This is a genomic window from Bacteroides sp. ET489 (assembly GCF_030518095.1).
GTDB classification, from domain to species: domain Bacteria; phylum Bacteroidota; class Bacteroidia; order Bacteroidales; family Bacteroidaceae; genus Bacteroides; species Bacteroides ndongoniae.
Genome location: NZ_JAULLJ010000011.1, coordinates 1 through 16,223, shown reverse-complemented (window position 1 = coordinate 16,223; position 16,223 = coordinate 1). Strand labels below are relative to the sequence as shown.

Annotated in this window: 7 protein-coding genes and 1 pseudogene; 4 read left to right on the top strand and 4 right to left on the bottom strand. The window is 44.4% G+C overall.

The window, feature by feature from the left end; genetic code table 11:
• The first annotated feature begins 11 nt into the window (after positions 1–11).
• The 4 genes and pseudogenes from Q3C19_RS08240 to Q3C19_RS08230 all read left to right on the top strand — a co-directional run bounded on the left by Q3C19_RS08240 (position 12) and on the right by Q3C19_RS08230 (position 7,235).
• Positions 12–1,451 carry an NADH-quinone oxidoreductase subunit N gene (locus Q3C19_RS08240; protein WP_022164100.1) on the top strand — a complete coding sequence of 480 codons (1,440 nt, stop codon included), beginning with the start codon at positions 12–14 and terminating at the stop codon, positions 1,449–1,451.
• 511 nt (positions 1,452–1,962) lie between these two features.
• Positions 1,963–4,662 (top strand): TonB-dependent receptor, encoded by a 2,700-nt coding sequence (locus tag Q3C19_RS08235; RefSeq protein ID WP_302728517.1) that lies wholly within the window; start codon positions 1,963–1,965, stop codon positions 4,660–4,662.
• Positions 4,663–5,012: 350 nt separating this feature from the next.
• A pseudogene (locus Q3C19_RS18405) lies at positions 5,013–6,137 on the top strand (hypothetical protein); the annotation flags it as partial.
• A 42-nt stretch (positions 6,138–6,179) separates the two neighbouring features.
• The gene (locus Q3C19_RS08230) at positions 6,180–7,235 is read left to right on the top strand and encodes a hypothetical protein (RefSeq protein WP_302728619.1); all 1,056 of its coding nucleotides are present in this window, start codon (positions 6,180–6,182) and stop codon (positions 7,233–7,235) included.
• Positions 7,236–7,372: 137 nt separating this feature from the next.
• Here Q3C19_RS08230 and Q3C19_RS08225 read toward each other — a convergent pair whose 3' ends face one another.
• The 4 genes from Q3C19_RS08225 to Q3C19_RS08210 all read right to left on the bottom strand — a co-directional run bounded on the left by Q3C19_RS08225 (position 7,373) and on the right by Q3C19_RS08210 (position 16,038).
• Positions 7,373–7,531: a hypothetical protein gene (locus tag Q3C19_RS08225; RefSeq protein WP_302728515.1), complete on the bottom strand. Its 159-nt coding sequence runs from the start codon at positions 7,529–7,531 to the stop codon at positions 7,373–7,375.
• A gap of 744 nt (positions 7,532–8,275) precedes the next feature.
• On the bottom strand, positions 8,276–11,689 hold the full coding sequence (locus Q3C19_RS08220) for a hypothetical protein (protein WP_302728513.1): 3,414 nt from the start codon (positions 11,687–11,689) through the stop codon (positions 8,276–8,278).
• A gap of 1,232 nt (positions 11,690–12,921) precedes the next feature.
• Complete coding sequence (locus tag Q3C19_RS08215) at positions 12,922–15,873, bottom strand: hypothetical protein (RefSeq protein ID WP_302728511.1); 2,952 nt, start codon at positions 15,871–15,873, stop codon at positions 12,922–12,924.
• Between the two features lie 42 nt (positions 15,874–15,915).
• The gene (locus Q3C19_RS08210) at positions 15,916–16,038 is read right to left on the bottom strand and encodes a hypothetical protein (RefSeq protein ID WP_277123148.1); all 123 of its coding nucleotides are present in this window, start codon (positions 16,036–16,038) and stop codon (positions 15,916–15,918) included.
• Positions 16,039–16,223 lie beyond the last annotated feature (185 nt).

Sequence of the window (16,223 nt, the reverse complement as noted above, 5' to 3'; positions counted from 1 at the left end):
TAATAGATAAAATGGATTATTCTCAATTCCTACTGATGAAAGAAGAGCTCTCGCTGATAGCAGTCATCATCATACTGTTTATTGCCGACCTCTTCATGAGCCCCGACGCACATAAGGAAGGCGGAAAACCTGTGCTGAACACCATGTTCCCGGTTATCCTGCTGGCTATCCATACCATAATCACCATCGTTCCCGGTCCGGTTGCCGACGCTTTCGGAGGCATGTACCACAACTCGCCGATACAGCACATCATGAAGTCCATCCTCAGCATCGGTACGCTGATTGTGTTCATGATGGCTCACGAATGGATGAAGCTGCCCGACACGTTTATCAAGCAGGGCGAATTCTATTTCCTTACGCTGTGTACGCTGCTGGGTATGTACCTGATGATTTCGGCCGGCCACTTCCTGATGTTCTTCATCGGACTGGAGACTGCCAGTATCCCGATGGCTGCCTTAGTGGCATTCGACAAGTACCGTCACTACTCGGCCGAGGCCGGAGCCAAATACATTCTGACGGCCCTGTTTGCCAGCGGTCTGCTGCTTTACGGCGTGTCGCTGATCTACGGTACGGTAGGTACGCTCTACTTCGAAGACATTCCCGCTCATCTGGAGGGTAACCCCATGCAGGTAATGGCTTTCGTGTTCTTCTTTGCAGGCATGGGCTTCAAGATTTCGCTGGTTCCTTTCCACTTGTGGACAGCCGACGTTTATCAGGGTGCACCGAGTACGGTAACCGCCTACCTCAGTGTCATTTCGAAAGGTGCGGCAGCCTTCGTGCTGATGACTACCGTGTTCAAGGTATTCGCTCCGATGGTCGACCAATGGCAGGAAGCCCTCTACTGGGTCATCATCGCCTCTATCACTGTTGCCAACATCTTTGCCATACGTCAGGAGAACCTGAAGCGTCTGATGGCCTACTCCAGTATCTCGCAGGCAGGCTACATCATGCTGGGTGTCATCAGCGGTACGGCACAGGGTATGACGGCATTGGTCTACTACGTGCTTATCTACATGTTTGCCAACCTCAGTGTGTTTGCCATCATCACCATCGTGGCTATCCGTTCGCACAAGTTCACGCTGACCGAGTACAACGGCCTGTACAGCACCAATCCGCGTCTGGCCTTCCTGATGACGCTGGCTCTGTTCTCGCTGGCCGGTATTCCGCCGTTCGCAGGTTTCTTCTCGAAGTTCTTCATCTTCGCCGCCGCTTTCCACAGCGGTTTCCACCTGCTGGTATTCATCGCCTTGCTCAACACAGTCATCTCCCTGTTCTACTACCTGAAGATCGTAAAGGCCATGTACATCAACAAGAGCGACGAGCCGATTGCTCCTTTCCAAAGCGACAACTATACGCGTGCCGCCTTGCTCATCTGTACGCTGGGTATCACCGTGCTTAGCATCGTCAGCGCCTCTTACGAGTCGATTGGCAACTACGCTTTCGGCATGTAAAAAGGAACCGCTTTCTTTTAGGCACGGATTACACGGAAAACGCAGAGAAAGAAGAATTATAATCTGTGAACTTCCATGTAATCCGTGCCTGAAAAATAACAAGTCCCCTAAACACAGATTCGCGCAGACCCGCGCAGACTTTATTCCTACGGAAGTGAAACCGTACACAAGTCTTGGCGGAGGTCTGCGCGAATCTGTGTTTTATATCCCCCTAACTTACCGCACTCCCAACCCTCCCAATCCCCCTGCTTCTCCCCCTTCTGAGCGACACTTGTACGGCTCGTCTGGAATGCAAGTGTGGCTCACGAGCCGTACAAGTGTCGCTCGCGAGCCGTGCAAGTGTCTCTCAAAGCCCCCATACAGAGCCTTCTGGAGCGAGGTATACTCCCCACTTTCCCTCATCTTCTGTAATACCTACGTAACGTTTCCGAAACAGACATGTACTTTGGACGACACACGCATGTAACGCCCTATTCTCACCTTTGCAGCGGAAAAAAGAAATGCATAAAAGATGAGTATGAAAGTAGATTTAGGAAAGATTCTCTTCCTTGTTTTATTCCTTACCCTATCTGCCATGACTGCCTTGGCAGGCACTATCAAGGGAACAGTTACTGACAAACAGACTAAAGAACCGCTGACCGGAGCCACCGTACAGGTAGCCGGCAGTACGTCGGGAGCCGTAGCCGACATTGACGGCAACTACACGCTCAGTGTGCCCGACGGCACGTACGACCTCGTAGTACGCTACGTAGGCTACGTGGACATCAACGCCCGCCAGGTGAAGGTGAGCGGAGAAACCGTACTGAACTTCGAAATGGAAACCGATGCGCAGACACTGGGCGAAGTATCGGTAGTAGCCAAGAAGAACCTGGAAGGCGAACGCGCCCTGCAGGTAGAAAGACAAAAAGCCACACTGGCCATCGAGAACCTGGGTGCCAAGGAAATGGGCATCAAAGGTATCGGCAACGTGCAGGAAGGCGTTAAGAAGCTGACCGGTATCTCCATTGCCGAATCGGGCCAGCTCATCGTTCGCGGACTGGGCGACCGCTACAGCAGCACTACGCTGAACGGACTGCCCATCGCCTCGCCCAACCCGGACAACAAACTGATTCCTCTCGACCTCTTCCCTTCGAGCACGGTGCAGAACATCACCGTCAGCAAGGTGTACGATGCCAGCGCCTTTGCCGACTATAGCGGCGCACACATCGACATCAGCACCAAGGAGAACGTGACGGACGAGTTCCTGAACGTCAGCTTCAACGTAGGAGGACGGTTCAACACACTGGGACGCGACTTCTACCAGATGGACCGCGATGGAACCCTGTTCAAAACACCCTCGCTCGACGAAAAGATATACGACATGCCGTTGCTCGACTTCGACGAGTACGTCACCAAGAACAATATCTTCCGTACCACCTTCGATGTGGACAAGCGTACTGCCCTGCCCGAATTTGGCGGAAACCTGGGTTTCGGACGCAACTTCGGCATTGGCGACCAGACCCTGAGCCTGCTGGCCTCGCTGAGCCTCAGCAACGAAACGCAACGCATGGACGACGCCTTCTATAAAACGCTCGAAGCCACAGGCAACGTACAGAACGACTTTACTTACGACGAATATACCGCTACGCTGAAGATGGCCGCACTGGCATCCGTAGGCTACACCCTGCGCCAGCACGACCGCATCGGCTACACCTTCTTCTATGCCCGCAACGCCAGCGACTCGTACCAGAGCCGCGAAGGTATAGACGCTGAAGGCCACAACCTGTGGGGCAGCAACGACATCACGCACATCTACACCCTGCAAAACCATCAGCTGAACGGACACCATGAGTTCGGCACCCGCTGGCAGCTGAACTGGGCAGGTTCCTACGGCAAGACAGGCAGCGAAGAGCCCGACCGCCGTCAGGTAATGTTCACCAAGGACGATGCTGGCAACCTGCAACTCTTCAAGCTGAACCGACAGGAAACCATGCGCTACTTCGGCGAACTGAACGAAGAAGAATGGGTGGGCAACCTCGACCTGAAATACAACTGGTCGGAACAGAACTTCGTCAAGATGGGTCTGGCTTACAAGAACAAGGACCGCGACTACATGGGTACCCGCTTCTACTACAACGTAAACAAGCTGAACCCCACCATCGACAACATTTACGACACCGACGGCTTCCTCAACCAGGAGAACGTAGAGAACGGCAACATCGTCATCGAACGCAAGATGCAACCCCACGACACCTACCGTGCCGGAATGGACATCTACGCTGCCTATGCACAGACGGACTTCTATCCGCTCAGCTCCCTGCTTGTCAACGTCGGCCTGCGCTACGAAATGACCAAACAGTGGGTAGAATATGCCATCGAGGGCGACCAGAAATACCAGCGCCGCCGCGACCTGAACAAGAATGACATCTTCCCCACCGTCAACCTGAAATACTCCATGAACGACCGAAACAACCTGCGTATGTCACTGTCGCGCACCATCACCCGCCCCTCGTTCATCGAAATGGCTCCCTTCCTCTATCAGGAATCCTACGGTTCGGCACAGATCCGTGGTAACGAAGAGTTGCAGAACGGCTACAACTACAACTTCGACCTGCGCTACGAACGCTTCAGCCCCAACGGCGACATGCTCTCGGCAACGGTCTACTATAAGTTCCTCGACAAACCCATCGAACGCATCCAGAAGCTGCAAGGCGGTGCCACGATGCACTCCTTCCAGAATGCCGACCAAGGTATGGCAGCCGGTATAGAAGTAGAACTGCGCAAACAGCTGGTACGCGACCTGCGACTGGGAGCCAACGTCTCCTACATGTACACCAACGTGAAGCTGCCCGAAGGCGGTGCCTACACCAACAAGGACCGTTCGCTGCAAGGCGCCTCGCCCATCCTGCTGAATGCCGACCTCACCTACTCGCCCCGCTTCGGCGAAGAACGCCAGCTGAACCTGTCGCTCCTCTACAACCTGCAGGGCAAACGCATCCATGCCGTCGGCGTATCACAGCTGGGCGACATCGACCAAATGGCTGTCCACACGCTGAACTTCAATGCCAGCTACAACTTCAGCCGCCACTTCAGCGCCAAGCTTCAGGTGACCGACCTGCTGAACCGCGCCGTAGTCTTCAAGCAGGAAGTGCCCAAGACGGGCGAATACATCGAAGTGGAACGCTTCAAGGAAGGTACGGGTTTCGAAGTGGGCGTCAGCTATAATTTTTGAGTTAACAAGTTGACAAGTTGACGAGGGGACAAGTTAATAAGAAAATAACTGAGTCCGCTTTAAAAAGTACACTTTTTGTCTTAGCGCATAACATAGTTATCATTCTGTCATCCTGAACGTAGTGAAGGATCTCTTTCGAAGGCTATGTGATAACAGACCCTTCACTTCGTTCAGGATGACAAAGCAAAGTGATAGTAACTATAAAGAAACTCATAGGAAACAGACTTGTTTAAAGTAAAACCCAATAAAATAAAGAGTAATAATCCAATAGTTGACAAGAGGACAGGGTAAGCCTCGTGGTCTGAAGCCTTGTTCCTTGTCAACAAAACACTAAACTTAAAACTTAAATTATGAGCAGAAAATTGTTTTCAATGGCCCTTTTGGCCGGCATGGCACTTCTCAGTGCATCATGCAGCGATGACGAAACAACAAACAACGACGGCGGAATAGCCGACGGCACTACGCTGAGCGGTACAATCACCGAAGACGTAACCCTGAAATCGGGCAACACCTACAAGCTGAGCGGTGCCTACACCGTAGAAGAAGGCGCTACCTTGAACATCGAACCGGGTGTAAAGATTGTAGCCGTTTACGATGACAATGTAGACTACATCCTGATAAAGCAAGGAGCCAAAATCAACGCCAAAGGTACGGCATCGGCCCCCATCATCATGACTTCCGAAAAAGAAGAATCGGGTGCCTGGGGCGGTATCCACATCTGCGGACGTGCCCACACCAATGCCGAGGGCGGCAAGGGAAGCTCTGAAATTGGCGGTGCCGAATACGGTGGCAACGACGACAAGGACAACTCGGGTGTTCTGCAATACGTACGTCTGGAATACACCGGCTATGCTTTCGACGAGGAGCACGAAGCCAACGGTATCAGCTTCTACGGCGTGGGTAGCGGAACAACGGTTGACCACTGCCAGGCTTACCAAGGATCGGACGACGGTTTCGAATTCTTCGGCGGATCGGTCAACGTCAGCAACATGGTTGTCACCAGCTGTAGCGACGACTCTTTCGACTGGACCGAAGGCTGGAACGGTACGGCTACCGACCTCATCGCCATTCAGGAAGCTGAAGAAACACTGGGCTATGCCTGCGACTGCCTGATCGAAGCCGACAACAACGAAAACAACTACAGCGCCACTCCCGTAGCTCATCCTACGCTGAAGAACCTCATCCTTGTAGGTAACGGTGCAGCCGGTAAAGGTGTACACCTGCGCCGCGGTACTCAGGTAACCATCGAGAATACCGAAATCTACGGCAAACAGAACGCTATCTACGTAGAAAGCGCTGAAACAGAAAACGCATTGGTCAACGGAACATCGAGCATGAGCAACGTAAGCATCAGTGGCATCCTGACCAGCAAAGAAGGCATCTATACCAATGCCGAATTCGAAGCCGACGGCAACAAAGCCAATCAGGCCAACCCCTACACTTCGTACGAAGACATCATTGCCAAATGTCCCTGGGCTGCCGGATGGACCAAGAACTGGAGCGAAAGCGACAACGTACTGGCCAACGAAAGCACCCTGCAAGGAACCATCACCAACGACATCACGCTGGGAGCCGGCAACACTTACTACCTGAGCGGTGCCTATACGGTAGAAGCCGGAGCTACGCTGCACATTCAGGCAGGTGTGAAGATCATCTCCAAATACGATGACAACGTAGACTACATCCTCATCAAGCAGGGAGCCAAAATCAACGCTACCGGTACAGCCGACGCACCGATCGTAATGACTGCCGAAAAACAGTCGGCCGGCGCATGGGGCGGTATCCACATCTGCGGACGCGCTCATACCAATGCTGAGGGCGGTAAAGGAAGTTCTGAAATTGGCGGTGCCGAATACGGTGGCAGCGACAACAAAGACAACTCGGGTGTTCTGCAATACGTACGTCTGGAATACACCGGTTATGCTTTCGACGAAGAGCACGAAGCCAACGGTATCAGCTTCTACGGTGTAGGCAGCGGAACAACAGTTGACCACTGTGTAGCCTATCAGGGTTCAGACGACGGTTTCGAGTTCTTCGGCGGATCGGTCAACGTCAGCAACATGGTAGTCATCAGCTGTAGCGACGACTCTTTCGACTGGACTGAAGGCTGGAACGGTACAGCTACCGACATCGTAGCCTATCAGGAAGCCGAAGCCACACTGGGTTACGACTGCGACTGCCTGATCGAAGCCGACAACAACGAAAACAATTACGAAGCTACTCCGGTGGCTCACCCCACGCTGAAAAACCTGATTCTGGTAGGTAACGGCGGTTCAAAACAAGGTGTACGTCTGCGTCGCGGTACTCAGGTGACAATGGACAACGCACAGATCTGCGGCAAAGGCAAGGCACTGACAGTAGAAAGCGCTGAAACAGAAAACGCACTGGTCAACGGCACTTCCAGCATCACCAACACCACCATCAGCAACAACGTGAACAGCGAAAAAGGTATCTACACCAACGACATCTTCGCTGCCGCCACAGGCAACAAGGTAGACGCCAACCTGTCTTACGCTTCACTGGAAGACATCAAAAAGGCTTGCGACTGGATGAACGGAAAGTGGGTAGACTAACCCACCCCACCGCTGACACACAGCCATCGCTATAAAAGACTGTACCGGAACAGGTCCCCTGATTGCTTCCCCCAGTAGAGGGAAGAAGAAGGAGACCTAGTCCGGTACAGTTTTTTTGTTGGTTTCAGCGTAAGTTTTCAGCCATCCGTACGATCAACGCAGCAAAGCGATGTTCCCAATTCCTGCTGCGCAATGTCGTAACCTGCTGCCTGACGTGCATCCATACGGATGTCCTCCGAACAGACGAAACCGCAGAATGCGGTTATTTGAGGAGAAAGCTGTACTCTAGTTAACACATACGGCCAACGACCATCCGTATCCTAAGCCACAAGTAAGACAGCTTCAGTAGGTTGCCGAAACGTTGAAGATCTATAGTTTATTCCCTTAAGCGTAATATTGCCCCCTCATTTCAGTTCTACTCTCTCACCAGCATCCTTCCATTCAAAAGTATATTATTGGCCTGTAGCAAAGGTAAACTGCCGCTTTCACACTGTCATGTTGAGCGGAGTAAAGCGGAATCTAAACATCTCGTCTGTACGATATATAGCTACAAAAGCATAAACAGGTAGTGAATGGAGAACCCAGAGGCTGCGTCAAAACCAAGTTATAGTAACTGACTCCCCTCCTTTGGGAAGGAGGGGTGCCCAACGGGCGGGGTGGTAGGTTTTACGACATTCCGTATATCAATAACCTGCCACTCTCCTTCGGGTCTTCACCCGCTCCCTATTAGGCGTGTTTTTTTCTCTAACTGGGAAAAAGTTTTTTGCTAACTGGGGAGGAATTTTTTCCTAACTAGGGAAAATAAGAGGAGTAACTTCGTCGATTTTTAATTCGCAAGTTCAAGTTACAGTAGACGAACTGAAAAGGAATTTGTAACGAGCTGTTCCAAGTGGCTCTGTATCGAGCAAGACGTTCCCAGCCCTGTAGAATTACAGAGTAAATGCCTTTCAACAGTAAGTTAAACACTTCCAAGCAATTATATACAAAAAAAGCGGGCCTTGCAGACCCGCTTTCTAAAATTATTAAACCAAGTATGTGGCTTATTTGCTAAAATCACCTTTGATTGTTCCGTGATTTACACCATTGAATTGACCATAAGCCTGACCCTTAGTAAAGTCGAGTAAACCATAGTTAGTTACATACATCCAAGTCTTGGTAAGAACTGGAACTTCTGTACCACTAACAGCATTAGCAAATGCAACATTCAGTTTATCCTCATTTTCTTTCAATTCTTTAATCAAAGATTTGAAATCCTCAGTTGGAGCGTTCTTATTCAAGCCTAAATACATAGTAAACCACTTGTCACGAATTTTACTCTGTATATAATAAAAACCATCATAAGAGTCAATTTTACCATTTTGAAGCAATTCATATAATTCATCTTTGCCAAGGGTTTGAGGAGTTTTAGATGATGTCCAAGTGGATTCATCCTTAGCCCAACCTTCATCTTGTGCATCCCATCTCTCTACACGAGGTTTATTAGTATCCCAAGTTCCAACAAACTTAGTTCCCTCAGTATTTTTAAGATCTTTAATTAACTGAATCAATTGATTGAAAGCAGCACCACTATACTTCGGAGCATCAGCTTTACAGATTTGGCCGTTGTTTGTCAAAGTACCAGCATTGTAAGTGAACAATCTATTTACACCATCCCAGGTATCAGTAGAACCACCTTCACCATCAGTAGAGTCAATTAGACCATTGTTAACGAGATTACCCTTCTGGCCTATGTTCAGCATATAATCAACACTAGAGAGTTGATGATAGTTGATCTTCAAAGTCACACCATTATTGATAGTCAAATCACCAAACACGTTTACATTAGATTTTTCTTTTTCAGTAACTGCGATAGTAGCGGCCTTTACTCCGGTAGCCAAAGATAATGAGTTTTCAGTACCTTCTACGATTGTCAAAGTGTTGAGTTCCAAGTCTGCCGTTGCCATCAAATTAGCGCCATTCAGAACTACATTTTTATTCAAGCCACCCATGTCGGCCTTCAACTCCAAGTCACCAGTTACGATAATCTTGTTCAATACTTCCCATGCGTTTTCTTGACCGCTATAATCAGCCATGTTCTTCATTACCGCATCATAGGTCTTTTGCGTCATTTGAGCTTCAATAACACCTTGTACCTCACTCAATTCATTGTTCTGTTTGTAGTAGTTATCAAACATTTCGTATTGTTCAGGAGTAGAGAGTACAATTTTACCGTCTTGTATAGATTTAAACTGTTTACCTAATTGAATCAGAGCATACGGATCTTCTAACAATATAACTTGACCATAGTTAGTACCAGTAGCATCAGTTGCTACAAATTCACCGTTTACATTAATTTCACCGTAGTTAGTAACAGACGTACTTACTTCCAAACGGCCACCATAAGTACCCTTATTAGTACCACCAGTCAATACGTCAATCTTACCACCATTTTCAAGATCTTTAAATGTCGCTTTACTGCGGTCGTTAACGTTCATGTCTTGTTCTGCACCAAGCAATGTCAATGTACCGTTGTTCACAAAAGTAGTAGTAGATTTCAACTGTCCTCTTACAGCCACCTCGATAGAAGCGTCTTTTTCATTAGTAGCAGTTGTAAGTGTTACAACAGCATCCTTAGCGATTGATACTTCACCTCCGTTATTATATGTTCCACTAACAGCCAGTTTAGCACCTTCTGCTACAGACAGAGTACCCTTTGTTTCAGCTGTTGTTGCAGTTACTACGGCTTTCTCGCCGATAGTCATAGCTGTATTGCTAACCAATTCAGCGAAAGTAAGTTCTTGCTTATCAGCAACTACAACTTTTGCGTCAGATACCAGTTCGAAGCTGTTTGTGTAGTCTTTATTCTTATCAACCTTGCTGAAGCTTACAGTTGCAGCGTCGTTGGTAAACTTGAGAGTAGGTACTTGCTTAGCGCATATTCCATTATTTCTACCTAACAATACATTATTTGCATTGATCACATAATCTTCAGCACCTTCGAACACCAAAGTAGTTTCACCATTGTAGATAATAGGACAGTTGGGGAAGTAATGATCCTTATCAACTACGATTTCTTCACCAATCAGATTCAACTTCGGTGTAGACCACGAACTACCCGAACCAAATCTGTCAAGATGTTCTCTAATGTAATCAATAGCATAGTTCCAATCTTGAGAAGTTTCTACATTAAAGCCTTCATCCTCAAAATCGTATAAGTCAATATTGCTATAACCTTCCTGGATTATCAGCTCCTTGTTAATGTTAATCTTCTCGCCACGGTGTGCAATTAAGCTACCAGTCTTAGGTCCAAAGTAAGTAGTGAAAACACCTTCATTGGTAAACACTTCCATCTTGAGTGCACCATATGTTTTACCATCTTTTTCGGTGAGGTTATCTACTCCCTTAAATTCACCAGCAGGCATAATTACATAAAGTTCAAATTCGTTGTTGTTGTCGGCAAACATGAAATTGTCCTTCAATTGATAAACGAGGTCAGATGTTGGTTCTGCCTGAGTACCTAATTCAGAAACTGCCGCATCTGTAATAACCTCATTATCATCGTTACGGCTCATGATTTTTCTCAGCACGGCATTCACAGTTTCACTTGTATTAGTGCTGTTACCATCAATTGCATTGTTAGGCATCCAAGCTAAATTGGGTTTCTCTTTTTTAACCTCAGCCTGTAAATCTGCAATTTTAGCAGGATTCAATGTCAACTTACGATAGAACTTAGAATCATCATCCAATGCAGTCATCACGATCTTGCTAATAGAGAAGTTCTTTTGATACTTCTCAGCAACATTAGCTTTCAATTTAATCTGCAGAATAGAATTAGCACTCGTCAATGCGAAGGGGAATTCAGTGTCCTGTCCATCTTCGAGGCTTATATTCATAATAGGAGAAACAAAGAAATTCTGTCCAATTTTCTCTCCATCCGCTTTACGTTCCGAGCCGATTTGCTTCAATCCGGCTTCTTTCCCAGCCTCAACCATCTGTATACGAGGAACTTCATCAGAAATCACAGACTTTTTAACTAATGTTCCATCATACTGACTATAGAAAATATACGCACCTTCCACTACAGCTGTATTCGTCTTAAATGGAGCACTGGCAGTAGGTTCGCTGATTTGAGGCCAGAACGGATAGTTCGTAATCGCATATTTGGGATAGTCTTTATCTGAATCAACAATATTGTTACCCGGAGCATAATCTACCACGACTGCTCCCAGTCTATCATTTTGGCCAGTCCATAACCAAGAGATTTCGTCATTATTAATATCACCATTTACACGAGTTTGTGGAGTTTCCGTACCCACTCTTTCAACGTTCAATGTCACATAGCCCTTTGCACGACCTGCCAGAATCGAATTATCAGGCAACGCAGCAGGTTGTTCCTGTTCAAAAATGTCATTGGTACATGCACCGAAAATCATCGGGAACACCAATGCACCTAATAAATACTTTGCTTTCATCATTTATAATTGATTAGTTACACATTTTAAGACTATCTCATTAATCCCAATCTGTTCCACCACCTGTACTAGGGATCGAAGCGTCAAACCCTCTTTCTACTTCCACCTCCAGAACTTCCACTTCCGGAGCTACATAAAACTTTTCCATTTCCATAATTTTAGTTTTTAATTGTTAGTAAATAAATTAATGTTTATTAGTATTTCGTTCTCGCTTTTCGTTTAGCTGTTATCGTATGTGGTGCGACATACCTTATTATAAAATTAAGTTTCTTTAGCGTATCGCACGCTGTATATTGTTAAGCCATGAAAATTATCGTAAGTCCTTTCTTCTTGTATCGAGCCATGCTCTATATATAATAAGGTGTAAATTCCAACCTCTTTTTGCTGTTTGATTTATCTTCGGATTTATTCGTTTATATTATGCTAATTCGCTGTATATCTGTATATTAACATACTATACAACAGCGCATAATTCAGGCTGCAAAGTAACTAACTTATTTCCTAAATAGGTTTCGATGGTATTTTATTGATAATCAATACAATACAAGTTCACAAAAAGAACGTAAACGAGAAAATATGTACTTGTAGTACGATTAAAGGAAATATTGTAATCTGTTTATACTTAGCGAATTAATACATTTCGCATTAAAAGGTTTGATCAATCAAAAGTTCAATTAACACCATTTCATGGCACCAGACGAAAGTATTATAAAACGCTGATTTTAAGTACAAATAGAAGGAAGAAAAATAGCTGATATGGTAGTGTTGACACCTATAATTGATACTTTGGTGTAAAAAGGTGTAAGGATATGAGAGAGAAAATTTTCGTTTTCAAGTTGCTGGTTGAGAAACGAGAATGTATATTGTTGAGGGATATATTGAAGGATGAAGAGTAAAATGATCCTTTACAAAGGAATTGAAAATAAGAGGAAGAATAGAATCAGTATGGGACGTGTTAAGCCATTAGTTATTTGACGAATCGTAAACTATAAATAGTATTAGACGTTAACTCTTCAGTTGGCATGCTATTAGTCATTTATGTGGTAAAGCGGTTGGTAAGGTTAAATTAGGAATAGTATGTTTAGGGCTAGAATTACCTAATTCTACTATGGGGGGATAGGGCTGTATACTTTATGCTATTAAGATGAAATACAGTACGTTTGTTCGACTACCTCTTATTGATTGAATAAAAAAAAGGTTGTGCTTAGCACAACCTTTTTTTACTGTATTTCTGATTAATCTTCAACAAGCCATTTGCCTGTATATTTACCAGATTTTGTCCATTTACTATAATTTGCCGGTTTTGCGCCAAATTCACATCTACCAGCACCAAATACTTTTACTAATCCTGGAGTAGTAGAATCCAAAGCACCAGTATTGTTTACTTTAAGAGTTCCGTCAACCCAAGCTGTTACAAATTCGTAAGAATAATCATTTCCTCTATTCAATACTAATTTAGCAGCATTATCAACGATTACCTTACCCTTAGAAGTAATTTGGAATGCTTTATTGTAAGCATTAACATCATATTTAATACCAACAGCTTTACAGTTGTTGTTCAAATCATTGAATGTTACTGTACCAATCAGTGTCAGTTCACGATTAATAACTACTCGTTCAACCTTGCCTTCATTTACTAATCCTTGATTGGTTGTACTACCGAATGTAGCGGGACTATCCGTATCCCAAACTAATATTACAGGATTTACACCAATATTATTGCTTGAAATAAGCGCCTTCAGTACATTCTTCAGATCCGCAGCAATTTCTTCTTTAACAGTGTAACGGAAATAGTTACCGGTCATACCAGTTACCATATCTTTGGCTACACGTGAAGAAGCAGCATTATTGGCTTTTGATATATCAATAATACCATTAGCTTTATGATCTACAATACCATTAACACCTACATGTCCGTCACCGATAACATAGATAATACCACTATTCTGGATGTTTTCCATCAAATCTCCTTTGACATTGATTACACCAGCTTCCTGATTAGCCAAAGTGTTGTCATCCTTCACTGACAGTTTAGCATCAGCAGCAACATTAATCGTGCCTTCGTTACTATTTTCTTCAGTGAGTGTAGTTACACCTGCATTTACTTCAATAGTGCCCTTATTAGTCAAGGTCGAAATATTAGATGTTGCATTGGATTCAATAGTACCGTTATTCATCAGTTCCTCAGCGTTAAGAATACCGTTGTTCACAATCTTGTCATCATTAGTCAGATCTTGAACGTCCAGTGTACCAGCATTGGTGATTGTCAAGACAGCTTTGTCAACACCACAGTTTACGCAAGTATTCTTGTTTTTCAGAGTTTTAACAGTAACCGTTCCAACTACATTGGCAATATTTTCGTTAGTGAAAGTACCGTCAATGTTTGCACTGTTCAGTAAGGTATTCTGTAACTCGATAGTCTTATGGTTTTCTACGTTACCTTCAATCTTGGCAGCAACATTCAAAATTCCATTATTCTCTGTATTGGCAATCTTAGCATCAGCTTTTACATTAAATATAGCATTTTCTTCTACAGCCAAGCTCTTCAAGTTCTGATTGGCTTTTTCCAGTGAGTGAATGCCTTTATTTACAACAAAATTAATAGTTCCGTTACCAAAGTTGAAATATTTCATACTTTCTTTTTCAGTATCAAGCATTACGGTTGCATCTGTAGTGTTCAATGCCTTGAAATCAAGAGTTATGAAACAGTCATTCTTAGAATTCATTTCGTCCAAATAGCTGATTACTTCATCATTGATAACCAGTCCATTGCCATAAACATTTGTTTCAATGGTAACATCTTCTTGACTTGTATAAGAAGTTTCCAAGCCTTTCAAATATCTCATCAAATCTTCTGTATTCTCAATGCGTGCGTCAGTAATGGCTTCAAATCCGTACTCATCAAATGCAGCTGTAACTACTTGCGCATAGGGTTGCAGCTTTCCAAGATTAGCATCATCTAAAGTAAACACTTTACTACCATTATCAGCAGTCAAATCACCTTTTCTTAAAATACCATATTTCCATGGATTTTCGCCCTTATTTTCATTAGCGGCAATCTTATCATAGATACGGCCATAGATGACAGGTTCCAAAATGGTACCCAAAACATGAGGCAGCGGGAAATATACAGTAACATACTCACCGTTGTCAACATTACCTTTCAGGAAATGACCACCCAAATCGCTGGCCTCATCAAAATTAAATACATATTCGTATGCTACATTTGTATCTTCCAATCCGTAAGGTATATGATCAGTAGGAGTTGCATACTCAACTATACTTCTGGCAGTCGCACGACCTGTAGAAGTTCTGGGCCATGTCAGCTCTCTGCTATATTCAGAATCCAAAGTTTCATCATTACATGTTAAATCTCCGCAACCGTCTGCAGTTTTAGGATTCTTTACATCTACAGTTCTTCTCCACTCGCTTTCAGGTAAAGTGGGTTTCACATATGCAATAGTAGGCAATGCTCTTCCATCCTTAGCTTTGAACACAATCTTATCTACAATAACATCCGTATTACCTTTATTCACAATATTCAGCTTCAGAACCGTCATGATAGGTTGCATACTCAAAGGTAATGTCATTTCACCTGTTCTGTCCTCATCGCGATAAATAGGCGTGTAGCCCAACCAGAATTGGTTATCCATTGCCAATTTATAGAACTCACCATCTTTAGAAAATCCTTGTACCGGATTGATGTAATGCCATACATCTTTTCTATTAGTAATCTTTTCATTACTCGGATGCATTGCAAAGTAGTTACCTTCGAGAAGAGTAGCACAGTTTTTCCAGGTCTGTGAGGTTTCATCGTATGCGAACGGATATCTGGTCTGTGCATAATCTTTCAGCGTATAAAGTTCATCCCATACATTGAAGTACCTCCAGCATTCTTGAGATTTATCAAAACCATGCATATGGTTAGCATCACCATCGTCACAGCTTCCAGTTAATTCATCCATTAAATAGAGGTCGATTTCTTCACCATTATCGAATCTACCCAACTCATGGTTATAACGAGTATCGGCTTCGTCACCATCTATTGTAAATTCAACAACACCCGCATTATGGCGTTTTGCCAATTCCAAAGAATTGTTTGCCTCATTACTTGTCCACTCTTCTTGTGTACAAGCAGCAAATAATCCTGGCAATGCCATTGCAAAGAATAAATGTTTTGCTTTCATTTTAATAATAATTAATAGTTAAAAATTAAATTAGAATCATTTTTAGCCAAGAGGTTCAGTTACACCAGTATCTACACCACCTTGATCACTGCCAGCAAATCCTTTTTCGATTGCCACTTCCAGAACTTCCACTTCCGGAGTTACATAAAACTTTTCCATTTCCATAATTTAGTTTAATTGTTAGTAAAATAAGTGTTATTAGTATTTCGCTTAATCCTTCATCCTGAGTTATTATATATAATAAGGTGTAAATTCCAATCCCTTTTTACTGTTTGATTTATCTTCGAATTTATTCGTTTATATTATTCTAACTAATTGTATTTCTGTATATTAGCATACTATACAATAGC

Bases quoted from the DNA above. Each gene is read 5' to 3' on its own strand.
- Q3C19_RS08210 (WP_277123148.1), bottom strand. From the start codon at position 16,038: ATGGAAATGGAAAAGTTTTATGTAACTCCGGAAGTGGAAGTTCTGGAA.
- Q3C19_RS08215 (WP_302728511.1), bottom strand. From the start codon at position 15,873: ATGAAAGCAAAACATTTATTCTTTGCAATGGCATTGCCAGGATTATTT.
- Q3C19_RS08220 (WP_302728513.1), bottom strand. From the start codon at position 11,689: ATGATGAAAGCAAAGTATTTATTAGGTGCATTGGTGTTCCCGATGATT.
- Q3C19_RS08235 (WP_302728517.1), top strand. From the start codon at position 1,963: ATGAGTATGAAAGTAGATTTAGGAAAGATTCTCTTCCTTGTTTTATTC.
- Q3C19_RS08240 (WP_022164100.1), top strand. From the start codon at position 12: ATGGATTATTCTCAATTCCTACTGATGAAAGAAGAGCTCTCGCTGATA.